Origin of the sequence: Haladaptatus sp. DYF46, from assembly GCF_021083305.1 — an archaeon.
Lineage (GTDB): Archaea > Halobacteriota > Halobacteria > Halobacteriales > Haladaptataceae > Haladaptatus.
On the sequence record NZ_JAJFAY010000004.1, the window covers coordinates 40,095 to 65,388 of the forward strand.

Sequence of the window (25,294 nt, forward strand, 5' to 3'; positions counted from 1 at the left end):
GTCTCAACTTCTGTCGTCCGTTGGAAGTTGTGACTACAGCGGCAACAGCGTACCCAGGATGCACGATTTCGGCGGATTTATCGCTCTACAACCATTCCAAATCGGAATCTAAGAGTCAACTCTTGTTAGTATTCTGGAATTCTCTCAATTTGCGGGCTGTTTGAGCCAAAGCTGTTGCTCATCCACGGGCGTTCACTGTGCTATTCGGCGGCTTTAGCCGATTCCTGTTTGCTTCAACAGGGTCAGAACCGTGTTTGCCGTCACAATCGGTGAGTGCTCGTACTCATCCGTCAATTCAACCTGCACAAGGAGATCAACTGCACGCCAAATCGAATACAGCAGGCTTGCAAACGCGAAGGAGAAGAACCGCAACACGAAGTTCTTCGATGTAGTTGTTGCCATGAACCGTTTGATGCTCTTGTAGCCACTTTCAATCTCCCAGTGATATGAATACTCGCGCAATAGACTGGGGTCGCCATTCGTCATGAACACTGAATACTGGCGATAATCGGTACGCTTGGAGTTGTCCCGACGTCGGTACACCAGCGTCGTTTCGTGCCGCTCATCGTCATCCAACGGAAGCCTACAAACCACCATGGTCTTTCATCTAGCTGAGGATACCCCTTGAGTTCCATGATAAGTAACTGCCGGAGACGAATACAGTTCCATGCCAAGAGGACTCTCGGGCAGTTATTGATTGGCCAGAACCACCATAGATAACTAACACTTTCCCGTTGGGATGCGCCAGGCTGTGCCGTTTACGGTTAAAACAGGGACAATAAAGACTCACTGACTGCGCCGTCGGTGAATCTCGCTCACGTCCGTCCGGATCCCATTGACGGCATCTCTCTATCCAGCCCTCGGAGCAGATGACGAGAACTAGTTGTTCAATTATTGATATCACACTAGAAACTTACTTTAGCCGGTACGAGAATTTCGATCCGAATGCGAGATTCTCTGTGTCTGAGAATTGTCAGTTCACGGGGGAGTTCAAGCCCAAACCTGAGGTACTTGGTTTGAATTAACAATGGAAAAGCAATTTTTACTTTCACTTACTGGTTCGACTCACTGTCAGTAGGGAGCATAGTTGTCTCCTCTTCTGATGATTCGCTCTGTGAATCACTCAGTAACGAGATACCGAGTCCAACGAGTATTATCCCGCCGGCCAGATGGAAAACTCCAGTCCCAGTTGCAGGTGTCATACGATCTTCTCGAATATAGGGAATTATGTGACCTAAGAAAACACCTGAGATAAAAGTCGTTCCAAATAGAATTGCGAACACTGCTCGAACTCGTTTTGGCATGAGTTGAGAAACGATAAGGACGATTGGAAACAAAGGTAGAGCTAGTATTCGAGTCGGATTTCCTGATTCTATGAGTTCATCTATCTGATGGATCATGGAACTTCCAAAACCGAGCGCCCAGTAGCGCCCTTCGTTGGTATTTAATGTCGATACTAATGCACCTCTGTCTTCTTCTAGATTTTTGATTGTCATTTTCTCCTCTGATTTTTTGGCCCCGATTTGTTCTCGAAGGACCCGCACGGCCCGTTCAACTCTGCCTGCCTCTTACATCTCTGCTCGAACCTCAGTAACGCGGTACTCAGTAGTCGGGGGCATCAACGGTACACCATATTTACTGCGTCAATTCTCAATTCCTCCGCTCGGTTTGAGGATGATTTTTCCGCGAGCATGCCCTCCCTCGCTCAGTTCGTGTGCAACCCGTGCTTCGACCAGTGGGAACACCGTATCGACCGTCGGCACGACAGTACCAGCTTCCAAGAGTTCGCTGATCTCGTTGAGCCACTCCGGATCGCCTGTGTCGGACTGAATCACGCGGACGCCGTGCGCATCAGCTGCTTCCTCCTGTTCCGACGTGACGTTCAGCGGGAGATTGTCGATGACCCCGCCTTCCTTGGTGATTTCGATCGAACGAGTGAAGGTATCACCTCCGATAGCATCGATCACCACATCAACCGGTTCGACGGTATCCTCGAAACGCTCCTCGCGGTAGTTGACGAACTCGTCCACACCCAGATCGCGGAGGTACTCCTCGTTCGACCCGGAAGCGGTGCCGATGACGTGGGCGCCCTGGTGCTTTGCGAACTGGACGGCGAAGTGACCCACACCGCCCGCCGCGGCGTGAACCAGCACGCGCTGGCCGGCTTCGAGGTCGGTCAATTTGAGCGACCGCCACGCGGTGAGTCCCGCCATCGGAATCCCGGCAGCCTCCTCGAACGAGAGCGAGTCGGGTTTTCGGCTGATATTCGTCGGCGAAACCGTGACCGCCTCCGCGTACGCGCCGCCCTCGCCAGGAAACGGGAGAAACCCGTAAACCTCGTCGTCCGGCTCGAATTCAGTGACGGCGCTTCCGACTTCGTCGACGACGCCAGCGATGTCCCACCCGGGAATCCACGGGAGCTCGATGGGGAATGGTGCTCCTTGGCGAATCTTACAATCGGCGGGGTTTACACCGACCGCGTGAATCCGAACACGCACTTCATCGTCGGCTGGTTCGGGCGTCTCTATTTCCTCGTACTGAAGGTTCGATACATCACCGAACTCATGAATACGTATTGCGTTCATATATGGCCACACTGGATTTTGTAAGAGTGAGTCATTTTTCGGCGATTGGATAGCTGATTCACCGGAAAAGATTGTAGCCGCCATCGATTGAGCATCGTTGCGACCCACCGCGGTGTGCGAGTTTTCCATCCACCGTCGAATTCGTCGTATCGCAGTCTTACCACACTGAATGCTACGTTTCGTATTCGAATGAACCGACCGCCCCAAAAATGGGGCAGTATTTAACCAGCTGCCTCCTCAACGGTAGTACAGTGGGACAACCGAGTCAGACGCAAGAGCACGATACACCATGAGATCGATTACGTTCGTCGTGGCACGGGCTGACGGATTTTACCCAACTGTTCGCGAAATGGGCGCTACCGCTCGGAAATCGGTCCTTCACATCAACGTGCTTGATGATGGAACGATGGTCATGTTAGCTCGTGTCTATGGCGACCCCAACCGTATTCGTCAGTTGATCAAGCAAAACTCAAACGCAATCGATCACAGCGTTTCGGACGCGGGAGACGGTACCGGACTCATGTACGTTCACAGTCGGCTTCCCGGTCCGATCCGCGGAATTCTCCGACCACTCGATGAACACGAGGTGTTTTTCGAATCCATCGAATACCTTCCTGAGGATGAAATCCGGGTAACCATGATCGGCGAGACCAACGAAGTTTTTCACTGAGTATGGTGGACACATATACCCGTTAGCGTACAAAAAATGCATTGAGTATGAACTATCATCGGTTCACTTTCTGTATAGCTCCCAGTTAGTACCACACGACAACTCACAAGCTTCTATCGCCATGTTTGTCCCAGGAGGGAGCTTTCTCATGCATTGAGAGAGCTAGGCTCAACTTCCATTTTCTTGATCGAAAATGAGACAACACGGGCGATAGCATCGCCAGAATGCACGATTTCAGCCGATCCAACTCTCGACAACCGCTTTACACTGAACTTCGGAAACCGTTTCTAATTATATTTTTAAAATTTTTATCATTTAGTGACTGGCCGAACCAGCGCTGCCACTGATCGCCCGGAGCTCACCGGCTCGAATCAGTTCTAACCGATGCCAGTTTGCTTCAGCACGGTCAAAACCGTGTTTACCGTCACAACAGGCGATGGCTTGTACTCGCCGGTCACGTCGATCTGCACCAAGAGATTGACTGTCCCCAAACCCACCATATACATCGGGAGTCTTAGTCTCAACTTCTGTTCGTTTCGGGTCACAATCAGACCTAGTTCACAACTGAGGGTGAAGAAGAACACACTCCTCCAGAAGTTCAATGAGATAGAGTACGGTTCTTCGACTGCTATCTACGGCAACCTCTACAACACAAAGGAGGTCGTCAAGAAGAACGGAGACGTTTATGCTAATCTCTACGAACCTTTGTTCTTCGAGGCACTCGCCTTGCTGATCTGGAGACGGCGAGCACTCACGAACAATTCGCTATAGAAGATCGGTTTCTTTATTACAATTATAGACCTTCTTGTATATTGAACGGAATCCCTGAGCCGATTTCCCCGTCAATAGCTGGTGAGTATCAGATGAATCCCGATCGATCAAACCACTCCACTCCGTTTTCAGCGTCCAAGAAGACGACCCGAGATCCGCCAACGAAGCGAGCAGCACTCGTTGGTGGGGTTGGAGGGATATGTATCGGCCTCAGTTCGCATTTTCTGTTACTGGATTATTCTGTAGTATCGATTACCATCTGTCTCCTGTACTCCATCGGGGTTACGCTCATGATCGACTATGTCAGTGTCCTCCGACAGACCCCCAACGATGGCGGAAGTTGGTGGGCGATTGCCTTCGGTGCCACCACTGGTCTCGTTCTGATGGTTGTACAGCTGGTCTACCGCCCGATCGTTCCAAATAAGATCGCAGTAAAGCACGGCCTCCCCGAGGGAGTGAAGAGCGTTCCGCTTAACCTCATTCTCATCTTGTGGCTTCTCATGTTCGGTGTCGCGTTAGTCTCACTGACATACGGGATCGGAATGGCAGTAACGGACATGGAAGGCTAATCCTCTCTGTCGGCCTCTCGCTAGCTGGTTCGGACCTGCGCGATCCTTCCAAGCAGTCTCCTTTCTGCCGTGGGAAATAGCTGCTGCGTCACAGTCAGAATGGTTCGCAGAGCAGTTCAATGGTAGTGATGGCGAATATGAGGGTGACTCCCCCAACCTTCGACCAGCCAGCGCTCGGCGGAGTAATCGGCGCAAAGTCTGGATACACACAGCACCTAGAATCTCCAAGAGTGGAACTTATCGGTTAGAAGTCATTAAACGTCTTTCAGAGCAAGGGCTAGATGCTGCGACCGACGAGACTCAGCAGGCGGGCGGACTGATCTGTCTCAAACTTGCACCTGTAATCCAACGGATCCTCGATAGGGAAGAACTGATCGGGGCCAATTCAGCGTTTTCGGTCGCCTACCAAGGGTTCGACATGGTAGCGAATGGGGTTGGTGGTGTCCTTATGGGCTTTTCAGCGCGATTACATTGTTTGTCCTTGACGCCATTACGTTCGGAATCGCTGCGATCGTATTTGCAACCGTCTCGATCCCATCCGCAAATACGGTACCGGACGACAACCAGTCCGGCGAACCCTCGCCGTTGTCAGGTGACGAGCGGCAAGCCAAGGACAGCGGAAATTCGATAGTTACAGACGGTGACGGATCGGACACGGGAGCGGAAGACTCCGCACTCCTACGTGACGCGTATGCGCGAAGGTGTGGGCGTTCTTCGTGGGACACAATCCAGAGCTTCGTGAGTTACCATCTCCTGATCGTGTAACGGTCGAATAATACACGAAGCGAATGCGATAGCTGTTTCGTCGGAGAATGAGTGAATAAATCGAGGAGGGTGAGAATCCATGCATCGAGCACACTGGTCTCAACTTTCGGAGTGGCGTAGAAGGTTGGAGCGCGATAGAGGAACGGCTACCCGAGGAGGTTGTTCAGGCTCATGCCGATGAACAGTAAAATCACGGCCTCGCTGACGACCCAGGAGTTATCGTTCATCCACTCGCGCGCCTTCGGTAGCCACGCTTGTGCCCGTTCGCCGAACGCGAGCAGGGTGAGCGACGGGAGCGCCAATAACAGCAGCGTGATCGCGATGAACCCGAGGGAATCCGTCCACGCCAACCCGTTCGCGGCGAGGTAGGACCCGACAGCGACCGAAGTGAGGATATCGGTCGGGAAGAACCCGAGGAGGAGAAAGCCGAGTCTGAACGCGAAGCGCGGATTCGCGGACGTCAACTTCCCCATCCACTTCGGTGGTTCCGACTCCTCGCGGGTCAAATAGGTGTGCACCATGGCGACGAGCAGGAGGACGAGAACGATGGCCGAGAGGGTGGTGTTCGACCCCCGTTGGCGGTTCGCGCCGATGCCGAGAAAGAAGGCGAGCGAGACAAGCAGGGTAATGGAGAGCGCCGCGCCGAAGACGAACGCGGCGGAGTTCCGCCGCCAGTTCTCGCTCGTGGCGAGAAAGATAGCACTGAGGATCTGGGGTCCCGCGATCATCACGAACGCCAGCGGAAGGACTTGGAGAAAACTCATCGTCCCCGCGTTCCGCCGTATCGCACCGCTGCTCGACGTTCCCGGCGTCCGTACCCCCGCTCGATTGTCGATTTCGAGTCGATCATGTCACTTGCCCCCGGAACACGACCGGGCGCAAGCGCCGGGTCGTGCCGTTCGATATACGTATGTTGTCTAACAGGATAGCCGTTGCGGTGGCGTTCACGCGAAAGGGACACGAAGGACCGCGGACGGATGAGGACGACTGCAGACGGGATGACCACCGACGGCAGAGCTAACGCTGTCGGTGACGTACGGAAGCACATGTCTGGGAGTGGGGCGAGTTCAGAAGCGATGCGGGTTCGTATCGTTCGGCCGGGACTAAAGTGGTGGGTCGTCGGCCTGATAGTGTTCGGTATCGTCGCCGCGGTGGCGTACACGTTCCTGCCGTGGGTGGTATTCGGCCTGTTCACCTACTACGTCGCGCGGCCGATAAACCGATATATCGGGCGTCGAATAAAGGGCAGGAACGCCTCGGCGGCGTTGTCACTTTTGCTCATCGTCATACCCGTTGTACTCTTCTTGGGGGTCTTCTTCTCGATAGCTATCGGGCAGTTGGCCTCCATTGCGAACACGGGATTGGCAGCGCGCCTCCTCGGTGAACTGCCGAGTACCACGATTCCGAACGACCCGAACAAGTTGCTCGATACGGCGACCACGACGCTCAAGGACCCGTCGGTGCAGTCGGCGCTGACCAGCGCGCAGTCGTTCGTCGGTGCCGTGGCGTCGAGCATCTTCATGCTGTTCCTCTCGTTGCTGCTCGGCTTTTTCCTCCTCGTGGAGGACGAGCGCCTCGCTCGGTGGGGAAAAGAGCAACTGCTCGACGGCGACCCGGTGTTCACGGACTACCTCGAAGCGGTCGATTCGGGGCTGAACTCGGTGTACTTCGGGTACACGTTGACCATCTTCGTAATCATGATACTCACCGCGATAATCTACAACCTCTTCAACCTCTTCGCGCCGAACAACCTCCTCATTCCGGCGACGATACTCCTCGCGGTCATCACGGGCATCTTCACGCTCGTCCCGCTGGTCGGGCGTTCAGTCGTCTACATCGCCATCGCGGCGTTTCTGGCGCTGGGGGCGATTCAGCGCGACCCGAACGACCTCTGGTATCCGCTGGTGTTCTTCCTGTTCATGACGCTCGCGTTCGACAACGTGGTTCGGACGTACATCCGACCGTACCTCTCGGGAAAGCTGTTCCACCTCTCGCTCGTCATGTTCGCCTACCTCCTCGGGCCGATACTGTTCGGATGGTACGGCGTCTTTTTGGGACCGCTCCTGATGGTCGTGGTCGTTCAGTTCTTCCAAGTTGCCGTGCCGCGACTCCGCGGCGAGGAGCGCTCCGGCCGTCTCGACATCGGCCCGACCACGGCCCGGGAGACGGACGAGGGATTCGACGACACGAGGCGGGGCGGCGAGGCGACCGACGGCGGGGAGTGACCGAAGAGCGACCGAAAGGTCAGCCGTCGAGATCGAGGCTCGGCGGGGAGACGGGATCCACGTCGACCGTTTCGAGGTGGGTTCCGAGGAACTCGCGGCGGGCACCGACCTGTTCGGGTTCGTGCGAATCGGACCCGACGGTGAACGGAACGTCGTACTCGCGGAGAGTTGAGAAGAAGCGTTCGGCGGGATGGACGATTCCCGCGTCGGTCAGGGCGCGACCGGCGTTGATTTCGGGGACGGTTCGGGACGACGCGAACGCCCGTGCGAGCCGCCGGTAGTGATCGTCCGTCGCGCGCCCACGGAGTCCGGGGGTTCGCTCTATCAGGTCGGGGTGGGCGGCGATGTCGAACAACTCGGACTCGACGAGGGCGGAGAGGGTGTCGAAGTAACGGTCCACGATGCCGTCGCGTTCCTCGTCCGACATGGGCGCAAAGTTCGAGGGGACCTGCACGTTCATCTCCGAGATGTCGTGAACGCTGCCGATGACGTAATCGAAGTCGGCGCGGTCGAGGAAGTCGCGTATCTCGGCCTCGTCGCGGGGGTCGTAATCCATCTCGACGGCGTCGTAAATCTCGACGGCCGCATCCTCGCGCAACTCCTCGATGGCCCGCCGTCGTCGTTCGTAGGTGACGTCGAGATTGAATCCCCTCGCGGCGCGAGCGTCCTTCGTGTACTCGCGGGCGGAGACGGTGCAGTGGTCCGCGAACCCGATTCCGTCGAGGTTTGCGTCCTCGGCGGCACGAACCATCCGGAAGAGGAACGACCCGTCGGAGTAGTTCGAATGGGTGTGAAAATCTCGCATTCGATAGAAGCGTGGGCGAGGAACGATATAAAATCCGCTGTCGGAAGCGTGAAAAATCCGGAAGGGGCGAGCGAGATTCAAAACCCTCATTCCAAAACCGAACGTGGGAAACGCATGAGTACTCTCTACTTCGTTCGTCACGCCCATTCGCCGTGGGTCCCGAACCGCGAGGCGGAACGGCCGCTTTCCGAGCGATGGCGTCGGGATGCAGAGCATGTCGCGGCGGTGCTCGCGGACGAGAAAATCGACGCCGTGGTTTCGAGTCCGTTCGCCCGCACCCGGCAGACGGTGCGTCCGGTCGCGGACGACCACGGGATGAAAATCGCCGAGGACGAAGGGTTCAGTGAGCGGCAGTTGACAGACGGTCCCGTGGAAACCGTCGGCGAGACGTTCGAAAGCGCCATCGAGCGGGTCTGGTCGGACTGGTCGTTCGCGTGGCCCGACGGCGAGTCGAACGACGACGCACAGACCCGCGGTCTCGCGGCAGTCGAGCGGACAATCGACCGCCACGCGGGGGAATCCGTTGTCGTCGGAACGCACGGGAACCTCCTCACGCTCGTCCTGAACGCGTACGACGAACGGTTCGACGTCGAGTTCTGGCGAGCCGACCTGACGACGCCGGACGTGTACGAAGTCGAGTTTTCGGACGGGAACCGGGACGACCCGGTAGAAATCACGCGTCGATACGGGTGAATTGCCCCCGCCTTCCAAACGAACGACTAGTACGCGAGACGAACGATGCGGGCAGTTTTTCCGTTCTCCGTCGGTAGAGTGAGCCAATGCGTACCCGAACGATGGCGGTCATCGCGATTCTCCTTCTCTCCCTCGTCGGTGCCGGGGTGTACGCCGTCACCCAACCGAATCGGCAGGGTCAACTGACGGAGAAGTGGGTGTCCGACACCGCCCGGAACACGATCGGAAACCACCACGTTCCGGCGGTGGCGGAGGTAAACGGGTCGAAGCGAATCGTCGTCTCGGTCAACGTTGAGCAGGACAAAGGGACGTGCTCGCTCGTCGAGTTGGACGCGAACGGGACGAAAGGGTGGCAGACGACGATGCCCAGAGAGGCCTGCAACATCCACGGCTACGGCGACCCGGTTTTCGCGGATTACGACGGTGACGGCACCCAGGACGTGTTCGTGGCGACGACCGAGGAGAAGATCCTCGGGTTCTCGGCCGGGGGCGAACGGGAGTTCTCGGGGAACCTCTCGTGGTGGGGCTACACGAAACCCATCGTGACCGACTTTACGCCCGACCCGGGGAAGGAAATCGTCGTCACGGACCTGAACGGAACCGTCTTCGTCTACTCGGAGGACGGAAGCCTGATCTGGAAGAAACACATCGATACCTCCACCACCGTCGTCGCCGCGCCGGCCGTCGCGGACTTCGACGGCGACGGGACGTCGGAACTCGCCGTCGGGGAGCAAAACGTCACCGTGTACGAACCGGACGGGAGCGTGAAGTGGCGGACGGGAACCGACGGGAGCGTCAACTGGATGACGACCGGACAGACCGACGGCGACCCCGCCGTCGAAATCGCCGCGGGAACGTTCAACGGAGCCGTTACCGTCATCGACGGGAAGACGGGAACGGACCAATGGTCGAAATCGTTCGGCGGGATGGCCGCAGTGAAGTCAGTCGGCGACGGTGACGGAGACGGGCAGGTGGAGATATATGCGTCCGCGCTCCACGAACAGGGAGACACGGAAGTCGGAAAACTCAGGGCGCTCGATGCGAGCGACGGGAGCGCCGAGTGGACGACGACGCTGACCACCGAAAACGTCCAGACGATGCCGCCACCGATGCTCGGGGACCTGAACGGGGACGGAAGGAAAGAACTGGTCGCGGTCACCGAAACCGGCAGCGTGTCGGTGATAAACCCGGACACCGGGTCCGTCCTCGCGAACTACGAGCGGAGCGTTCCGATTTGGACCCACGTCAAACTGGCTGACATCGACGACGACGGGAAACCCGAGATACTGGCCGTCTACGGCGACGGACGGGTCGTAGCGCTGGACTACAGCGAGGAATAGCGGGACGGTGGACAAGGAGTCGTCGGACGGAAATCAGCGGACGAGGAATTCGATTTTGACTTCGATTTCGATGTTACGACGACCGATACCGCGGCACAGAGAGTGCGTTTTTCAGCGGGAGAGAGGCGTAGACGTGTTCGGTTCCCAGCGACCCGACGCGGGGGAGTTCCCCGCCCTCCGGGGTGAGACTGTGAGCGAGTGTGAAACAGAGCGCGTAGTTGAGCCGAAAGATATCCCGAGCCATCCGATCGGGAAACGCCGCCGTCAACCCTTCGAGGATGTCCCGGCCGCACTCTTGAGCCGTCACGCAGTCGGATTCGGGGAAGAATTTGCGCGAGAAGAAGGAGTAGGCGTGTGGCTCCTCGAAGAAGCCGGGGAGGATGTCCGTGATGGAGACGCCGGACGCGCCGATTCGCTCCTCTCGGACGCACGATAGCGCCTCGACGGAACGCACTTCGGGCGCGTCCGCGTCCGGCGAGCGGTCCATGAAGGCGTCGATACAGCAGTCGGGGTAGTCATGGAGGCCGCCCTGATAGCGTTCGAACTCGCGTTCCGTCTCTTCCACCACGCCGACGACGTTTCGGTGGATGACGTCCTCCGGGTCCGGCGCGTCGCCTTCGCGGAAGAAGTACGCCCGAAGGCCGAAGTCGATGCCGTTCCCGCCGGTTCGAACGAACTCGGGAAGGGTGAGACAGTCGCCGGGAAACGACGAGCGGAGCAGTTTCGTCTCCGGCATCGAGCGATACGTTTCGTGGACGTTGTTCGCCGCGTGTTCGAGCGTCCCGACGGATAGCGAATCGAGGTGTATCGAGGCGTCCTGAACGGTTTCGTATGATTGGGAGAGGGATTCGATGCGGTCGGTGAACGACGCGCCGTCGAGGCTTCGAAGCACCGAGAGCTGATTTTCGAAGTAGCGGTCGCTCATCTGGATGCTCGCACCGTCCTTTCGTCCCATGAGAACGGGCGCGGTTTCGAGCGCGACGAACGACGGGAGCGACGACAGCGCCGCCGCGTCGAACGATGACGAAGACATGGCGGTGGATTGCCGTCACGGGCGCAAATACGTTCTGGGTCGGAGATTCCGAGTGGCCCCCGACGAGCGGAATCGGGCGGTGCCGTTCCGACGCAGAATCGCAGTTGCTTTTCCCGTTCGGCCTCTACGGGCGCACGATGAAGCGTGGAAACGGGAAGCCTCGTAGAATCGGGGGACGGTTACGAGTCCTCCTCGTCGTTCTGTTCGCGCTCGGAGCGGTGCCGGGACTGGCGAGCGCACACCAAGTCCCGTCCTCGAACTTCGCTTCGCCGCTCCCGCTTCCGCTGTTGTTTCTCGGTGCGGGCGCGACCGTCGCGCTGACCGCGGGATGGCTCGCGTTCACCGAACGGACGCCCGCGGAGAGCGCGCAGCGGACCCGCGTTCTCACCGTTCCGCCGTCGGTTTCGGCGGCGATTCGGCTGACCCTTCGGCTCGTCTTCTTCGCCGGGTTCGTCACCGCGCTGGTCCTCGGCGTGGTCGGAAAACAAGCACAGGAGGGGAACTTCGCGACCGTATTCACGTGGCCGGTATGGTTCCGCGGGGTCGCCCTCCTCTCGATTCTCCTCGGAACGCCGTGGGCCGTCCTCTCGCCGTGGCGGACCCTCTATCGCGGGTTCACGTGGCTCGAAGGCGAACGATTGGCCGTCCTCGGGTCCTACCCGAAACGACTCGCCAGTTGGCCGGCGTTCGTCGGGTTCGTCCTCCTCATGGGCATCTTCGAGAACTTGACCTACATTCCGACCAGTCCGCAGTTGACCACCGTCGTTCTCGCGGTGTACGCCAGCCTGATGATCATCGGGAGCGTGCTGTACGGAACGGAGTGGTTCCGGCGCGCCGACCCGCTCTCGGTTCTCTATCGGCTTTTCGGACGGGTTTCCTCCGTCACCATCGACCGGACGGAGGGCGGAGGCACGGACGTCTCGCTTCGAGCACCGTGGCAGGGAAGCGTCGAACCGGTTCGAAGCTTTTCGCTGGTCGCGTTCGTCGTCACCGCCGTCTACACCGTGAGCTTCGACGGGTTCACCAACACGCGGACGTATCAGGACGTGCTGTTCGGCACCCGAGACGCGCTGGGGACGGGGCCGGAAACGAGCGTCCTGCTGTACGCCGTCGGACTGGTCGGGTTCGTCGTTTCGTTCACGCTCGCCAGTGTGCTCGTCGAGCGACTGGGCGGGAGCGAGGCGACGCGTGCGGGACGCATCGCCGACGCGAACACCGACGGTGGACAAGTGGCGGACGGGGACGGACGGCCGCTCGCGCCCGGATGGCGCGGGACCGCACAGGCGTTCGCGCCGACGGTCCTGCCCATCGCGGCGGCCTACGAGGTGGCGCACAACTACACCTACGTGTTCCGCTACGTCGGGCAACTCGTCGCCGTCGCGCTCCACCCCGTCGCGCCCGGCGTCCAGGCGGTGAATCCGCTCGGCTGGCTCTCGCTTCCGGCGTTCTGGGGATCACAGGTCCTCCTCATCGTGCTGGGCCACGTCATCGCGGTGGTCGCCGCCCACTACGTCGCAGTCGAGCGGTTCGAAACCGCCTCGGCCGCCCGACGGGGACACCTCCCGTTGGTCGTGCTGATGGTCGGGTACACGGTCCTCTCGCTGTGGATAATCTCGCAACCGGTGGTCTCCTGAAACGGGACGGATCCGACGTCAGAAACAGCGGTGGTCAGCCGTTACGTAGCCACACCGCCGCGACGCCCAAGTACAGCAGTTCCACGACTTTCGTCACCACTCCCAGCGTCTCCGGTTCCTCGGCCCCGACGACCGGAAGCCCGACCGTAACGTGAGCGACGTAGAGTACGATGGCGACGACCGCAATGGCGACGCCGAGCCACCATCCCCACTGCCGATTCCGATAGATACCGACGGCGGCGACCACTGTCGCGACGAAGTCCGCGGCGAAGAGCACGCCGAGGTAGGTGGCTTCCTCCAGATGCTCGGGGACCAAAGCGAGATGAAGCAGCCCCGTGATGAGGACGAGTCCGGCACCCGCAACCGCGAACTGGTGGCGTCTCGATCGGCGATTCGCATCGGTGGCCGTCGCGTCGGCACGTCGTGCAGAGGTGTTCATGGTCGGTGGCTCCGAAACGGAATTCGACGGGTCGCTCGTCGGATTCTCGGGGTCCCATAGGTCGGGGACGGAAATAGCGCCGCTGGTACGGCCGTCGAAAACGACCGAGAACGGTGACTGGGCGGAGAAGCGGATCGGAAGCGGTTATTCTCGAAGGTTTTCGGGCCGAATCCGCGACAGCCGCATCGCGTTGCCCGTGACCGCCGTCGTCATGCCCGCGTCGCCGACGAGCACGGCGGCCCAGATGGGGACGAGACCGAACGGCACCGCGACGGCGAGCGCGGCTTTCGCGGCGAGGCTCGTCCAGACGTTCTGGCGGATGACACCGTTCGCGTCGTGTGCGAGATCGTAGACGTACGGCAGTTTCGAGAGGTCGTCGGCCATCAGCGCGATGTCGGCGGTTTCGAGCGCGGTATCGGTACCGGCGGCACCCATCGCGACGCCGACCGTCGCGGTGGCGAGCGCCGGGGCGTCGTTGATGCCGTCCCCAACCATCGCAGTACCATCGACGTTCGAATCGAGTTCCTCGATGGCTTCGACCTTCTCCTCCGGAAGGAGTCCGGCGCGATACTCGTCCACGCCAACCTGTTCGGCGATGGCCTTCGCCGTCCGCTCGTTGTCGCCCGTGAGCATCACGAGGTGGTCGATGCCGAGGTCACGGAGGCGTTGGACGGCGGCTTTCGCGTCGTCGCGTACCTCGTCCGCGACGGCAATCGCGCCTTCGAGTTCGTCCTCCGTCCCGACCAGCACGACCGTCTTCCCCTCGCTCTGGAGCGAGGGAACCGCGTCTTCGAGCAGGTCGAGGCAGTCGTTTCGCTCGCAGAGGTCGCGGGTCGTCGCCGCGGCGGCGACGCCTCCGTCCGTCGCGTGAACGTGGTTCAGCTCGAACCCGAGGCTCTCGAACAGGCCGGGTTTGCCCGCGTAGTGGGTCGTGCCGCTGAGGTCCGCGCGGACGCCCTTGCCCGTGAGGCTCTCGAAGTCGTCGATTTCGTGTTTCGTGACGTTCGCGCCGTCCGCTTCGGCGACGATGGCCTCGCCGATGGGGTGTTCGCTCCTCGATTCGAGGCCGTGTGCACAGCGGAGGACATCCTCCTCGGTGTTGCCGTTGAGCGGAATCACGTCGGTGACGGTCAGTTCGCCCTTCGTCAGCGTTCCCGTCTTGTCGAAGGCGACGGCCTCGACGTCGCCCATCGCTTCGAGGTGGTTGCCGCCCTTGATGAGGACGCCGTTCTTCGCCGCGCTGGTAATGCCGGAGACGACGGTGACGGGTGTGCTGATGACGAACGCGCAGGGACACGAGAGGACGACGAGCGTCAATCCGTAGACGAACCACGTTACCCACGGTTCCGCGAAGAACAGCGGCGGAACGACGGCGACGAGCACGGCGAAGGCGAGAACGACGGGCGTGTAGTAGGCCGCGAACCGTTCCACGAACTGCTCGCGCTCGGTCTTGTTCCCCTGTGCCTCCTCGACCATGTCGATGATGCGCGAGAGGGTGTTGTCGGAGGCGTCCGAGGTGACTTCCACTTCGAGGTAGCCGCCCTCGTTGATGGTTCCCGCGAACACCTCGTCGCCCGTCGTCTTGTCCACCGGGACGCTCTCGCCCGTGATCGGCGCTTGATTGACCGCGCTCTCGCCGTCGGCGACCGTCCCGTCCATCGGAATTTTCTCGCCGGGACGGACCACGACCACGTCGCCGACGGTCACGGCATCGACGGGAATCGTCTCCTCCTCGCCGTCGCGTTTGACCGTCGCCTCGTCCGGCGAGAGGTCCATCAGTTCTTGGAGGGAGTTTCGCGCCTTGTCCATCGAGTAGCGTTCGAGAAGTTCCGCGACGCTGAACAGGAACGCGAGCGTGGCGGCTTCCAGATAGAGCGACCGTCCGAAACCGACGCTGACCGCGAGCGCGCCGAGGATGGCGACACTCATCAGCAGGTCGATGTCGAGGTTCCGGTTGCGAAGCGAGTAGTAGCCGTTCGTGACGATGGCCTGCCCGCCGACGAGGACGGCCAGCAGAAACGCCACGTCCGCAATCGTGATTTCGATGGTCCCGGCCGAGAGGAGGCCGCCAGCGCCGACGACGGTGGCGTTTTGCCCGACGAGCAGGAACTCGAAGAGCAGACCGAGCGCGACGAAGACGCCGCTGGTCCACGTTTTGAGCGCGCGCGAACTCCGCCAGACGCTCTCCGAATCGAGCGACCCGCCGTCGGTTTCGTCCGCGCTCGTCCCGACGACGTCGTAGCCGGCGGTTTCGATGGCCGCCGTCACGTCGCTCACGGACGCGGACGGATCGGTGGTGACGACGACCGTCCCCGTCGTCGGTCGCGTATCGTACGTTCGAAGGCCGGAAACGCCGTCGAGGGCGTTCTCGATTTTTCCGGCGCAGGACGCACAGTCCATATCGGGAACGGAGAGTGTCACCTCCGAGGAGTCGTCTTCGACCGCATAGCCAGCCTTTTCGACCCGATTTTCGACGGCCGCGGCGTCCGTTTCGGTCGCATCGAACTCCACGGTGAGGGTTCCGGTCGTGACCTGCGGGTCGATGGCGTCGATGCCGTCCAGTTTTCGGACGCTGGTTTCGACCTTCCCGGCACAGGAGGGACAGTCCATATCGGGAACGGACAATCGGACGACATCGCGGTTTCCAGCGCCGTCGGCGACGATGTCTCCGTTTTCCGACTCGCCGCGCTGGCCGCCGTCGTGGCTCTCGTGGACGTGGTTGCCGTGGTCGTCACTACAACCACACGAACCGGAGTCGGGGGAGGATGGATCCGAACCCGCGTCGTTCATACTCGAACGTAGTCCCCATCGACTTATTAATCCAACTGCTACGAATCGGCGGTTCGTTACGTAGAGATTATTAAAATGAGTGATCCAGATTGTTATCGTGATTACGACGGGATTTGGCCCGTCGCCATGAGGTATTGGAGGCTGAACAGTACCGCATCGTACGCGCCGTGGACGAGGATGGGAACCACGAGGTTGTCGGTGTACTCGTACAGGATTCCGAGGATGAGCGACAGCGTGAACACGGTTCCGATGGAGACGAGTTTTCCGGCCCCCGAGAGCGAGAAGACGTGGACGACGGCGAAGAGCGCGCTCGCCAGAACGATGGCTCGTGCCGGGCGAAACGTTTTGCGCAGGAGTCCCTGAATGAGACCCCGATACAGCAACTCCTCGCCGGGACCGATGAGGAGGAACGAGAGCGGAATCAACAACAGATAGATGTCGGGGTTTCCGCTCGCCATATCGACGACGGTGTTCTGTGCCGATTGGAGGCCGAGGCGCTGAATCAGTTGTGAGATTATCTGGAGGGCTCCGAAGAGGACGACGAATCCGACGAGGGCCATACCGAGATCCCGAAGCGAGGGGACGTGGGCGTGAATGAAATCGAGCCCGAGATTTCGATACGTCAAGTAGCCGAGCGCGATACCGCCGAAGGTCACGCCCTGGAGCATGACGGTACTGATCGCAATGAAAAGCGCGGGTCGGTTCAGAACGTCGATACCGACGGCCGCGAAGGCGAGCGCGGCCAGTGCGACGACGACCTGTCCGACACCAAATGCTCCGAACGAAAGGAGGAATCCGACGCCGAACGTCCGAAGCTGGGTACCTGAATTACTCATCCGTGCAGAATACGGACGCACCCTTTCTTCCTCTTTCGGTTGCGGAACGGTAGACGACCGCGGAGTGGATTCATCCGAAAAAGCGTGCCACCAGTTGTCACATTACTGTCACCGACAGTTCATCTTTTCGCAAAAAATGATAGTTATATCACGCGTTCGGTCAAAACCGGTATATTTTCGGAACTAATAGTGGGGGGTAATGGTATCAAAGCGGATGTGTCGGCTCTTCTTCGCCGGACTGGTGATATTATCCGGGGTCGCGGTCGTGAACTCGTACGCCTCCACCCCCGGCAGTTCCGCGGATTTCCGCGGCAAATCACAGTCCGAGATTAGGGCCGAAACGGGTCAAATGGTTCCCCCCCGTCAGAACATCACCGTCATCGCAACGGACTCCAACTCGTGGCTCGGCCGGGAAGCAAGCGGTCCCCGCGCACGGGCGGAACTCGTCGCGTTCAACCCGAACGGGTCGATTCTGTACTACAACGACTCCCATACACGCTACTGGGACGTGGACCCCGTGAAGGGGACGACGGCCACGGTCGAATACTCGTACGCGGACCACCTGAAGAAGGCGGAGTGTCCGACCGACTGGAATCTCTCGCGTCGAAACGTCGACGAAAAGACGTGGAACGAGTACATGAAGGTTCACGGCGAGGTGGGCGCGTGTACGCGAAACGGAATCGAGCGCGTCAACCTGACCACGGGTGAAGTTACCGACGTCTGGTCGGAGGCCACACCGGGAAAGGAAGCGACGCGCTATCACGACATGGACCGTCTGAATAAAACGCACTTCGTCGTGGCGGACATCTTCCTCGACCGGGTGTTCATCGTGGATACGAGGGACGGACAGGTCGAGTGGACGTGGAACGCGAGCGACGCGTTTTCGACCAGCGACACCGGCGGGCCGTACCCGGACGACTGGACGCACATCAACAACGTCGAAGTCCTCGACGACGGGAGGATCGCCGTCAGCGCCCGCAACAACGACCGAGTGCTGTTCCTGAAGCGCGGTCAGGGCCTGGTGAAGAACTGGACGCTCGGTGAAGAGGACAACTACGACATCCTCTACGAGCAACACAACCCCGACTTCATCGAGGAGGACGAGGGCGGTCCGGCCGAACTCGTCGCCGACTCCGAGAACAACCGCGTGGTCGAATACCAGCGCGAGAACGGCACGTGGGAGCGGACGTGGACGTGGCAGGATTCGAAGACGCAGTGGCCCCGCGACGCGGACCGCCTCCCGAACGGCCACACGCTCATCACCGACTCGAACGGCAATCGGGTCTTCGAGGTGAACGAGAAGGGTAAAATCGTGTGGGACGTGCAGATAGCGTTCCCGTACGAAGCCGAACGGCTCGGAACCGGCGACGAGAGCGCTGGCGGCCCGAGCGCTAAAAAGGCCGGTCTCGAATCGAGGTCCAACGGCGTCGTCAACAAGTTCTGGATCGGCGTGAAGGACGCCATCCCCGGCAAGTACCTCAACGGCCTGATGTACATCACGCCGGTCTGGATCGGCGTTCCCGAACTGTTCGCCGTCCTCATCGGCGTCCTCTCACTCGTGACGTGGGGGCTGTTCGAACTGAAGTGGCGAGGCGTCTTCACGTCGGTCCGGCAACGAATCGAGTCGCTGAACGAAACGCGGTAGCTCGATTCGGCACGCGAATCGAATCACCAAGTAAAAGGCAAAAAACGCGGTACTGGCCGCGGATTTTTCGGTAGGGAGAGAGGGCGAGAGCGTTCAGTGGTCGGATTCGGCCGCGAGCGAGCGAAGGCCGTCGAGGCGGTCCTCGATTTCCGGATGGGTCCGCACCGAAATCGGGAGCGAATCGAACGCGCCGCCCTCCTCTCCGAATCCGCCGGGAAGGAAACAGAGCTGTTTGACGCCGTCGACGGCGCGTGCGTCATGGTCGGGCGCGGATGGACCATCCGCGCCGAGCGTCCTGAGCGCGGACGCCATCGACGCCGGACTGCCCGAAAGCGTCGCCCCCGCACGGTCTGCGATGAACTCCCGGTCGTGGGAGAGACGACTCGCGAGCGAGACGACGGGCATCGCCAGCAATCCCAGCACGACCCCGCCGAACAGCAGGACGAAGGCGACGAGGAGGACGTACGTGACGGTGTATCGGACGCCGAACAACGGCGCATCGATGACCGCCGCGCTCGGAACGTAGAGGAGGACGATTGTGACGAGCCACGCGGTTCGGCGGGCCGAGCGGCCCAACCCGAGGTCTTCGAGCAGGGAGTAATCGCCCGCCAGCGCCGGGAGGAAGGTCGCCAAGGTCAGCACCGTCGCGTCGCGGTTTTTGACGTGTGCGAGTTCGTGGGCGAGTACGGCGTCGAGTTCGTCCGCGGAGAGCGCGGCGAGAAGGCCGGTCGAAACGACGACCGTCGCACGTCGGGGGGTTCCGACGGTGAAGGCGTTCGGAACGTCCCTCTCGGTGACGGCGACGGTCGGGACGGCGACGTCCGCTCCGGTCGCGAGCCGTCGGACGCGGGCGAGCAACTCCGGATACTCCTCGTCGGTGACGACGGTCGCATCGACCTCCGAAAGGGCCTCGCGGCGGGTGTATCGCAGTTGTGCCCACGCGACGACCGCGGTCGCGGGGACGACCAGCGCCAGCCATCCCAAACCGGACGGGAGGGTGGTCGCGATCGGAGCGAGCCACGGACGGAGGAGGAACGCGACACAGCCCACGAGCAGGAAGTCTGCGACCAGCACGCACGCGAGGGTGGCGACGATTCGCCGAGTCAGAGCGGGGTCTCGTGACATGTCGTACGTAACCTGTCGAGCCCACACCACATGAATGTTGGTTCAAGGATGTGTTCAGTGAGGAGAAGATATTTGCCGTATGGGAAAGAACCCCAACACCAGTGGAACGCAATCGCCTCCGCGCCGCCCTCATCGCCCTCTGTGTCCTCGCGGTCGTTTTCGGCGCGTCGCTGTTTCCCGCCACCGGATTCGGGTCGTATCCCGCCGGGCCGGGGGGCGGCGATCGCGCCGTGAATCCGGGGGCACCCGACTCCGGCAGCAACTCGGCCGCCGGTAGCGGGAACCCGTCAGATGCAGGACCGGTGCAACCGACGACGGTACAGACGACTGACAGCGAGTCGAGCGACGGGTCGGCCAATTCCGGGACGGCCACCACGACGACCACGACCGTCGCGAATGCGTCGCCCGACTCGTCCGGCGGTACGCCGCTGCTGCGAACGCTGGTGAAACTGGGTGGACTCGTGGTTCTCGGCGGACTCGTCGTCCTCGGCATCGGCTTTCGAACGGGAAACGTCGCACTCGACGGCACCGGCACGATACCCCTCACCGTTCGCGGGGTTCCCGTCGGCGAACTCGTCGGGAAGATCCCCGCCCGCACGATGGGCCTCGTCGTGGGGTTTTCGGCGTCGATTCCGCGGCTCGCAGACGACGCACTCGACCTTCTCGCCGAGGTCGGACGCGGCCTCTCCGCGAGTACCGTCGGACTCGGGTCGGCGCTCGGACGGACGGTGGCCGTCATCGGACGGGGTTTCAGCGGGACGCTCCTCGCCATCGGGAGCGTCGGAAGCGGCCTGTTTTCGATCCCACGCGCGCTCTCCCGTCCGACCCTGTCGGGGCGTTCGAAGGGGAACTCCGGGAATCGAGCCGCGACGAACGAGGGAACCGCCGCGGCGGAACCCGAGGAGCGCGGACCGCCGAGCATCGAAGAGGCATGGGAATCCATGACCGAACACCTGTCGGTCAGGCGTCGGCGGACGAGGACGCCCGCCGAGTACGCACGGGAAGCGACGGAACGCGGCTATCCCGCCGACGCGGTGCGACAGTTGACCGACGCCTTCCGTGAAGTTCGGTACGGGAGTTTCCCGCCGACGGCGAAGCGGACGAAACTCGCCCGCGCGGCGCTGGACAAAATCGAGCGATTCAGGGAGGGAGACGAATGATGCGCTCCGTCGGGCGCGTCGTCGGCCGCATCGTCGGCCGTGTCGGAGCGGTGTTCAGGGACGGTCGGACCCGTGAACGACTCCTCCTCGGTCTCGGCATCTGTTCGCTAGTACTCTCGTTCGCCACGGTGTTCGCACCGTGGGCCGTGCCGGAAGCGACGGTCAAACCGCTGGTTGGGTGGATAGCCGCTCCGACGACGATTTTCGTCCTCGCCGGAGTTGGTGGACTGTTGGCTATCTGGTCGCTCGGCGGCGACGTGACGAGCGAGCGCGAAGCGGTCTGGCGACCGAAACGCGATCCCGAACGGGCGCACTACTACGAGCATCGGACGAGCGGGTCGGAGGTGGACGAGGGTCTCGGTCTGTCCGGAAACCTCGAACTGAGACCCAGAGAGCGCCGCAGTCGGCGGGCGACGACGCGCCGCCACATCAGGCGCGCCGCGATAGAGACGCTCCGTTCGGAGGGCTACACGAGGAACGAAGCCAGAGCGCGAATCGAAAACGGGTCGTGGAGCGACGACCCGCGGGCGACGGCGTTCTTCGGCGCGTCGAGCGCGAACATCCCGCTTCGAACGCGTATCGTCGATTGGGCGCGGGGGGAGACGTTCGACCGCCGCGCCGAACGGGCGGTATCCGAACTGCAATCCCGAAACGGGGGTGAGTCTCGATGAGCAAGGGTCCCGAATTGAACGCCGGAATGACGGTCGCCCTCCTCGCCGGTGCGGCGGGCGTCGTCACCGGGAACACCGTGATGTTCCTCTCCGCCGTCGTCGGGTTCGTCTACGCGGCCTACCAGTTCACGTCGGGGACGCCGGACCTGAACGTCGAACTCGACCGCGATGTGGAAGAGCGGTCGCCGCGGCCGAGCGAGGACGTCACGGTTACCCTCACGGCGGAAAATCGCGGCGAGAACGCGATTGCGGACCTTCGCATCGTCGACGGCGTGCCGGAGCGATTGGCCGTGGTCGATGGGTCGCCGCGCCACGGGACGAGCCTCGGACCCGGTGAAACCGTCTCGTTCTCCTATACGGTTCGAAGCCAGCGCGGAACGCACGAGTTCACGCCGACGACGCTCGTCGCCAAATCCACGAGCGGGACGAAGGAAGTCCGCGAGGAACGGACCCTTCCCGCGACGATGACCTGCGACACGTTCGTCGAGGACGTGCCGCTGTCGAAGTTGACGACCCCGACGCCGGGACATATCGAGACGGACGCGAGCGGCGAAGGCATCGAGTTCCATTCGACGCGCGAGTATCGGCCATCGGACCCCATGAGCCGAATCGACTGGAAGCGGTTCGCCCGGACGCGGGAACTGACGACGGTGAACTTCCGGGAGAGTCGCGCGGCGACCGTGTTACTTCTCGTGGACGCCCGTCCCGCCGCCTGCATCGCTCGCCGGTCGGGCGAACCCGACGCCATCGACCTCTCGGTGTACGCCGCGGAGCGAATCGCCAACGCGCTCGTCCGACAGAACGACCGCGTCGGTCTGGCCCTGTACGGGCCACAGGAGTTGTATCTCCCGCCCGGCGGCGGACGGGAGCAGGTCGCCCGCGTTCGCGGAGCGTTGGAGGAAGTCGAGACGCCGGACGAACTGTCGGGCGTCAGCGGGCTGTTCGGTTCGAGGCGGAAGGAGCGAACGATGGAGCGGCGGTTCAAACGCCTTCGAAAGCGGCTCTCCTCGGACACGCAGGTGATATTCCTCACGCCGCTCACCGACGATATCGCCGTGGACGTAACGAAGCGCTTCGACGCCTACGGCCACGCGGTGACGGTCGTCGCGCCGGACCTGACGGGGACGGAGACGGCCGGCGGCGCGGTGTCGGACATCGCACGGACGAAACGGCTGAACGAGATTCGACGGGGCAGCGTCCGAACCATCGACTGGTCGCCGGACGAACCGCTCGCGACGGCGGTCGAAAAGAGCGCGAGGTGGTCCGCATGAACGGCGAAGTGAACCACAGTTCGACGCGCTTCGGCGGCGCACTGGCCGCCGTTATCGCGGCCTGTGCGGCCATCCTCCTCGGTTGGGGGACCGGCAACCTCGCCAGCGTCGCAGCGGGCGTCGTCGGCGCGGTCTGTATCGCGCTCGGCGCGATGGGAATGCAGTCGGCGGCGAACGAGCGACGGGCGGCGGCGAGCCTCGGCATCATCACCGGGGTGATTGCGCTCACCATCAGCCTCGGTCGGGGGACACCGCCGTTGTTCTCACTCCTGCTCGGACTCGGCGTGACGGCAGTCGCGCTCAACGCGACCGTCGCCCTCTCTTCGGGAGTCAGCTATCCGGTCTACCTCATGCTCCGTCGGTCGCTCGCGGTGTTGGCCGTCGGGACGCTTCTCGCGATGTGCATCCACGTGACGGTGTTCAGAACGCTCGGCGGAGTGGGGAGCACGATACTCGTCAAAACCGTCACATCGAGTACGCTCGCCATGCTCATCAGCCTGCAAATCGGCTGTTTGGTGGCTGTCGAACTCCTCCACTGGGTCGTTCCGATACTGGACGACTGGCTCCCGTCGACGGCGAACCTCCGCCATCGGATCCTCGAACCGTTCGGGTTCCGACTCGAAACGGTGCCGACGGCGTACTGGGTGTTCCTCGCGATGCAGGTCATCGTGGTGTTCTCCGGTTGGGGTCCGCGCTGGTTCGACGGACTGCTCACATTGCTGTCGGTGTTGGGCGACGTGGTCCGAGCGGTGATCGGTTCCGGCGTGCTTCAAGCCGTGGTCGGGGCTGTCATCCTGTTCGAACTGGTCGTTTTCGCCGCGCACGGCGCACAACACGTCATCATCGCGTGGATGGGTGACGAACCGCCGCAGACGCTCGCGTTCGCGACGGGGGGAATCGCCGCCGTCGCGTTGGCCGCCGTCGTCGCGGTAACATCGGCACTCTTCCCGACCGTCGGGGCGAGGTTTGCGAGTGCGGAACCGTGGGGACTGGTGGAACAACTCGGTCCGGCGACGGTCATCACGGGCGGCGTGACCGGCGTGCTGTTGCTCCTCGTGTTGGTGCAGGTCGTGGCCGTCTTGGCCGTCCGTCCGTGGGTCGCCCTCGATTCGGCGAGCGGGTTCGCGTTCGGCGGTGCGGCCCTCTTCCTCGGGGCGCTCGTCGCCGCGGGATTGGGTGCGCCGCCGGTCGTCGTCTTCTGTGCGGTCGGTGCCGCCCTCGTCGTCCGCGACGTCGGCGACCACGCCGCGGAGGTCGGACTGCAAATCGGCCGAACCGCGAAAACGCGTCGAGGGGAGATCGCCCACGCGACCGGTGGAATTCTCGTCGCAGGTCTCGGCGTCGGTCTCGCGGTCGGGACGCTTTCGTTCGTCGGCCCGGTGTCGCTTCCGACGAGTTCGTGGCGTGCCTACCTCGCGCTCGTCCTCCTGTTGGTAGCGGTCGTATCGTTCACGGTACTCCTCGCAACCGACTCGGAATGACGAAACATTTATTTCGAAACCAGCGTTAGTTTGATATAACATGGATCCCGGCCGGGCTCGATTCGCCGACTCCTCGCACGAGTTCGCGCGCTATCTGCACGGACTCAAAAAACGGGGAAGCAACCTGCTCGTCACGGGAAACGTCCCCGATGACGTTACGGTACGGGCAACGCAGACGCTGTTCGGGCAGGGCAGTCGGCGGTATCGAGTTCTCGCACTCCTCGATGCGACCAATCGGATTCCGGAGTCGCTCTCGATCGACGAGGACCATTTATGGGTGGTCAACCGGGCCGGCGAAGAGCGCTCGGTCCCGGCGAGCGCGTCGAATACCGTGTCAGTGGACGATCCCTGCGATCTGGATTCGGTTCGGCGCGAAATCGCCACCGCGGCGGAGTTCTACGACGACAGGTTCGGCGAACTCGGACCCTCCGAACTCAGAGTCGGAGTCGATTTGGGTGCCGAGGAGGATCTCGAGTCTATCGAGCGGTTTCTCGACGAAACGGCCAAGATCGTCGTCGAACACCGCGGAATGGCCCACTATCACCTCCCGAAACCGGACGACGATCCGCTCGTCGATGCGCTTTCGCCGCTGTTCGATGCCCGTATCGAACTCCGACAGGAACCCGGCCAGCCACCCGAACAGCGGTGGCACGTCCCCGCGTTCGGGAAGACGACCATCTGGGTACGACTGTAACGTTCGAAGTCGAAATGGGGGTTCGAAAGGCCGTTCTCCCGCCGATGGTGGATCACGGTGAAGATCTAGCGGTTTTAACGGGTCGCACGCGA

General features: G+C 61.5%; 22 protein-coding genes and 1 pseudogene. 13 read left to right on the forward strand and 10 right to left on the reverse strand.

Going from position 1 to position 25,294, the window contains the following annotated elements; genetic code table 11:
• Window positions 1-213 precede the first annotated feature (213 nt).
• The 3 genes and pseudogenes from LJF34_RS18245 to LJF34_RS18255 all read right to left on the reverse strand — a co-directional run.
• Window positions 214-585, reverse strand: a pseudogene (locus LJF34_RS18245) (transposase); the annotation flags it as partial.
• Window positions 586-1,052: 467 nt separating this feature from the next.
• The gene (locus tag LJF34_RS18250; protein ID WP_231186745.1) at window positions 1,053-1,544 is read right to left on the reverse strand and encodes a hypothetical protein; all 492 of its coding nucleotides are present in this window, start codon (window positions 1,542-1,544) and stop codon (window positions 1,053-1,055) included.
• Between the two features lie 99 nt (window positions 1,545-1,643).
• Window positions 1,644-2,585, reverse strand: a complete 942-nt coding sequence (locus LJF34_RS18255) for an NADP-dependent oxidoreductase (protein WP_231186746.1) — start codon at window positions 2,583-2,585, stop codon at window positions 1,644-1,646.
• A 310-nt stretch (window positions 2,586-2,895) separates the two neighbouring features.
• Here LJF34_RS18255 and LJF34_RS18260 point away from each other — a divergent pair, with 310 nt between their 5' ends.
• From LJF34_RS18260 to LJF34_RS18270, 3 genes are all read left to right on the forward strand, one after another.
• Window positions 2,896-3,255 (forward strand): hypothetical protein, encoded by a 360-nt coding sequence (locus LJF34_RS18260; RefSeq protein ID WP_231186747.1) that lies wholly within the window; start codon window positions 2,896-2,898, stop codon window positions 3,253-3,255.
• A 570-nt stretch (window positions 3,256-3,825) separates the two neighbouring features.
• Window positions 3,826-4,026, forward strand: a complete 201-nt coding sequence (locus LJF34_RS18265; protein ID WP_231186748.1) for a hypothetical protein — start codon at window positions 3,826-3,828, stop codon at window positions 4,024-4,026.
• A 92-nt stretch (window positions 4,027-4,118) separates the two neighbouring features.
• On the forward strand, window positions 4,119-4,595 hold the full coding sequence (locus LJF34_RS18270) for a hypothetical protein (RefSeq protein ID WP_231186749.1): 477 nt from the start codon (window positions 4,119-4,121) through the stop codon (window positions 4,593-4,595).
• A 911-nt stretch (window positions 4,596-5,506) separates the two neighbouring features.
• On the opposite strand, the gene LJF34_RS18275 is transcribed toward LJF34_RS18270, so the two are convergent.
• A complete protein-coding gene (locus tag LJF34_RS18275) occupies window positions 5,507-6,124 on the reverse strand; it encodes a GAP family protein (RefSeq protein WP_231186750.1) in 618 nt (205 codons plus the stop codon).
• A gap of 282 nt (window positions 6,125-6,406) precedes the next feature.
• Between LJF34_RS18275 and LJF34_RS18280 the strand changes: the two genes are divergently transcribed.
• Window positions 6,407-7,585, forward strand: coding sequence for an AI-2E family transporter (locus LJF34_RS18280; RefSeq protein ID WP_231186751.1), 1,179 nt, complete (start codon window positions 6,407-6,409; stop codon window positions 7,583-7,585).
• Between the two features lie 19 nt (window positions 7,586-7,604).
• Here the strand turns inward: LJF34_RS18280 and LJF34_RS18285 are convergent, their stop codons facing one another.
• Window positions 7,605-8,390 carry a PHP domain-containing protein gene (locus LJF34_RS18285; protein ID WP_231186752.1) on the reverse strand — a complete coding sequence of 262 codons (786 nt, stop codon included), beginning with the start codon at window positions 8,388-8,390 and terminating at the stop codon, window positions 7,605-7,607.
• 114 nt (window positions 8,391-8,504) lie between these two features.
• Between LJF34_RS18285 and LJF34_RS18290 the strand changes: the two genes are divergently transcribed.
• Both LJF34_RS18290 and LJF34_RS18295 read left to right on the forward strand, forming a co-directional pair.
• Window positions 8,505-9,083 carry a histidine phosphatase family protein gene (locus LJF34_RS18290; RefSeq protein ID WP_231186753.1) on the forward strand — a complete coding sequence of 193 codons (579 nt, stop codon included), beginning with the start codon at window positions 8,505-8,507 and terminating at the stop codon, window positions 9,081-9,083.
• An 86-nt stretch (window positions 9,084-9,169) separates the two neighbouring features.
• Window positions 9,170-10,423 (forward strand): FG-GAP-like repeat-containing protein, encoded by a 1,254-nt coding sequence (locus LJF34_RS18295; RefSeq protein ID WP_231186754.1) that lies wholly within the window; start codon window positions 9,170-9,172, stop codon window positions 10,421-10,423.
• A 73-nt stretch (window positions 10,424-10,496) separates the two neighbouring features.
• Here the strand turns inward: LJF34_RS18295 and LJF34_RS18300 are convergent, their stop codons facing one another.
• Window positions 10,497-11,456 carry a hypothetical protein gene (locus LJF34_RS18300; RefSeq protein WP_231186755.1) on the reverse strand — a complete coding sequence of 320 codons (960 nt, stop codon included), beginning with the start codon at window positions 11,454-11,456 and terminating at the stop codon, window positions 10,497-10,499.
• Between LJF34_RS18300 and LJF34_RS18305 the strand changes: the two genes are divergently transcribed.
• Window positions 11,444-13,090 (forward strand): hypothetical protein, encoded by a 1,647-nt coding sequence (locus LJF34_RS18305; RefSeq protein WP_231186756.1) that lies wholly within the window; start codon window positions 11,444-11,446, stop codon window positions 13,088-13,090. The genes LJF34_RS18300 and LJF34_RS18305 overlap by 13 nt on opposite strands.
• A gap of 34 nt (window positions 13,091-13,124) precedes the next feature.
• Here LJF34_RS18305 and LJF34_RS18310 read toward each other — a convergent pair whose 3' ends face one another.
• The 3 genes from LJF34_RS18310 to LJF34_RS18320 all read right to left on the reverse strand — a co-directional run bounded on the left by LJF34_RS18310 (window position 13,125) and on the right by LJF34_RS18320 (window position 17,155).
• Window positions 13,125-13,529 (reverse strand): hypothetical protein, encoded by a 405-nt coding sequence (locus LJF34_RS18310; protein ID WP_231186757.1) that lies wholly within the window; start codon window positions 13,527-13,529, stop codon window positions 13,125-13,127.
• 144 nt (window positions 13,530-13,673) lie between these two features.
• On the reverse strand, window positions 13,674-16,319 hold the full coding sequence (locus tag LJF34_RS18315) for a heavy metal translocating P-type ATPase (protein ID WP_231186758.1): 2,646 nt from the start codon (window positions 16,317-16,319) through the stop codon (window positions 13,674-13,676).
• A 101-nt stretch (window positions 16,320-16,420) separates the two neighbouring features.
• Window positions 16,421-17,155, reverse strand: coding sequence for a type II CAAX endopeptidase family protein (locus LJF34_RS18320; RefSeq protein ID WP_231186759.1), 735 nt, complete (start codon window positions 17,153-17,155; stop codon window positions 16,421-16,423).
• 199 nt (window positions 17,156-17,354) lie between these two features.
• Between LJF34_RS18320 and LJF34_RS18325 the strand changes: the two genes are divergently transcribed.
• Window positions 17,355-18,800, forward strand: a complete 1,446-nt coding sequence (locus LJF34_RS18325) for an arylsulfotransferase family protein (RefSeq protein ID WP_231186760.1) — start codon at window positions 17,355-17,357, stop codon at window positions 18,798-18,800.
• Window positions 18,801-18,893: 93 nt separating this feature from the next.
• Here LJF34_RS18325 and LJF34_RS18330 read toward each other — a convergent pair whose 3' ends face one another.
• Window positions 18,894-19,925: a M48 family metalloprotease gene (locus LJF34_RS18330; RefSeq protein WP_231186761.1), complete on the reverse strand. Its 1,032-nt coding sequence runs from the start codon at window positions 19,923-19,925 to the stop codon at window positions 18,894-18,896.
• A gap of 101 nt (window positions 19,926-20,026) precedes the next feature.
• Between LJF34_RS18330 and LJF34_RS29280 the strand changes: the two genes are divergently transcribed.
• From LJF34_RS29280 to LJF34_RS18355, 5 genes are read left to right on the forward strand one after another with little or no spacing between them, the layout of a single operon-like run.
• Window positions 20,027-21,085: a DUF4129 domain-containing protein gene (locus LJF34_RS29280; RefSeq protein ID WP_231186762.1), complete on the forward strand. Its 1,059-nt coding sequence runs from the start codon at window positions 20,027-20,029 to the stop codon at window positions 21,083-21,085.
• The gene (locus LJF34_RS18340) at window positions 21,082-21,756 is read left to right on the forward strand and encodes a hypothetical protein (RefSeq protein ID WP_231186763.1); all 675 of its coding nucleotides are present in this window, start codon (window positions 21,082-21,084) and stop codon (window positions 21,754-21,756) included. The genes LJF34_RS29280 and LJF34_RS18340 overlap by 4 nt, the downstream gene beginning before the upstream one ends.
• Window positions 21,753-23,027: a DUF58 domain-containing protein gene (locus LJF34_RS18345; protein ID WP_231186764.1), complete on the forward strand. Its 1,275-nt coding sequence runs from the start codon at window positions 21,753-21,755 to the stop codon at window positions 23,025-23,027. Before LJF34_RS18340 ends, LJF34_RS18345 begins: the two co-directional genes overlap by 4 nt.
• Window positions 23,024-24,508 carry a hypothetical protein gene (locus tag LJF34_RS18350; protein ID WP_231186765.1) on the forward strand — a complete coding sequence of 495 codons (1,485 nt, stop codon included), beginning with the start codon at window positions 23,024-23,026 and terminating at the stop codon, window positions 24,506-24,508. Before LJF34_RS18345 ends, LJF34_RS18350 begins: the two co-directional genes overlap by 4 nt.
• Window positions 24,509-24,548: 40 nt before the next feature.
• A complete protein-coding gene (locus LJF34_RS18355; RefSeq protein WP_231186766.1) occupies window positions 24,549-25,202 on the forward strand; it encodes a hypothetical protein in 654 nt (217 codons plus the stop codon).
• Window positions 25,203-25,294 lie beyond the last annotated feature (92 nt).

What these genes read in the sequence shown, in the direction of transcription:
- LJF34_RS18295 (WP_231186754.1), top strand. Translation starts at nt 9,170, where the DNA reads ATGCGTACCCGAACGATGGCGGTCATCGCGATTCTCCTTCTCTCCCTC.
- LJF34_RS18340 (WP_231186763.1), top strand. Translation starts at nt 21,082, where the DNA reads ATGATGCGCTCCGTCGGGCGCGTCGTCGGCCGCATCGTCGGCCGTGTC.
- LJF34_RS18330 (WP_231186761.1), bottom strand. Translation starts at nt 19,925, where the DNA reads ATGTCACGAGACCCCGCTCTGACTCGGCGAATCGTCGCCACCCTCGCG.
- LJF34_RS18300 (WP_231186755.1), bottom strand. Translation starts at nt 11,456, where the DNA reads ATGTCTTCGTCATCGTTCGACGCGGCGGCGCTGTCGTCGCTCCCGTCG.
- LJF34_RS18275 (WP_231186750.1), bottom strand. Translation starts at nt 6,124, where the DNA reads ATGAGTTTTCTCCAAGTCCTTCCGCTGGCGTTCGTGATGATCGCGGGA.
- LJF34_RS18305 (WP_231186756.1), top strand. Translation starts at nt 11,444, where the DNA reads ATGACGAAGACATGGCGGTGGATTGCCGTCACGGGCGCAAATACGTTC.
- LJF34_RS18325 (WP_231186760.1), top strand. Translation starts at nt 17,355, where the DNA reads ATGGTATCAAAGCGGATGTGTCGGCTCTTCTTCGCCGGACTGGTGATA.
- LJF34_RS18290 (WP_231186753.1), top strand. Translation starts at nt 8,505, where the DNA reads ATGAGTACTCTCTACTTCGTTCGTCACGCCCATTCGCCGTGGGTCCCG.
- LJF34_RS18345 (WP_231186764.1), top strand. Translation starts at nt 21,753, where the DNA reads ATGAGCAAGGGTCCCGAATTGAACGCCGGAATGACGGTCGCCCTCCTC.
- LJF34_RS18355 (WP_231186766.1), top strand. Translation starts at nt 24,549, where the DNA reads ATGGATCCCGGCCGGGCTCGATTCGCCGACTCCTCGCACGAGTTCGCG.
- LJF34_RS18310 (WP_231186757.1), bottom strand. Translation starts at nt 13,529, where the DNA reads ATGAACACCTCTGCACGACGTGCCGACGCGACGGCCACCGATGCGAAT.
- LJF34_RS18350 (WP_231186765.1), top strand. Translation starts at nt 23,024, where the DNA reads ATGAACGGCGAAGTGAACCACAGTTCGACGCGCTTCGGCGGCGCACTG.
- LJF34_RS18270 (WP_231186749.1), top strand. Translation starts at nt 4,119, where the DNA reads ATGAATCCCGATCGATCAAACCACTCCACTCCGTTTTCAGCGTCCAAG.
- LJF34_RS18285 (WP_231186752.1), bottom strand. Translation starts at nt 8,390, where the DNA reads ATGCGAGATTTTCACACCCATTCGAACTACTCCGACGGGTCGTTCCTC.
- LJF34_RS18280 (WP_231186751.1), top strand. Translation starts at nt 6,407, where the DNA reads ATGTCTGGGAGTGGGGCGAGTTCAGAAGCGATGCGGGTTCGTATCGTT.
- LJF34_RS18315 (WP_231186758.1), bottom strand. Translation starts at nt 16,319, where the DNA reads ATGAACGACGCGGGTTCGGATCCATCCTCCCCCGACTCCGGTTCGTGT.
- LJF34_RS18255 (WP_231186746.1), bottom strand. Translation starts at nt 2,585, where the DNA reads ATGAACGCAATACGTATTCATGAGTTCGGTGATGTATCGAACCTTCAG.
- LJF34_RS18320 (WP_231186759.1), bottom strand. Translation starts at nt 17,155, where the DNA reads ATGAGTAATTCAGGTACCCAGCTTCGGACGTTCGGCGTCGGATTCCTC.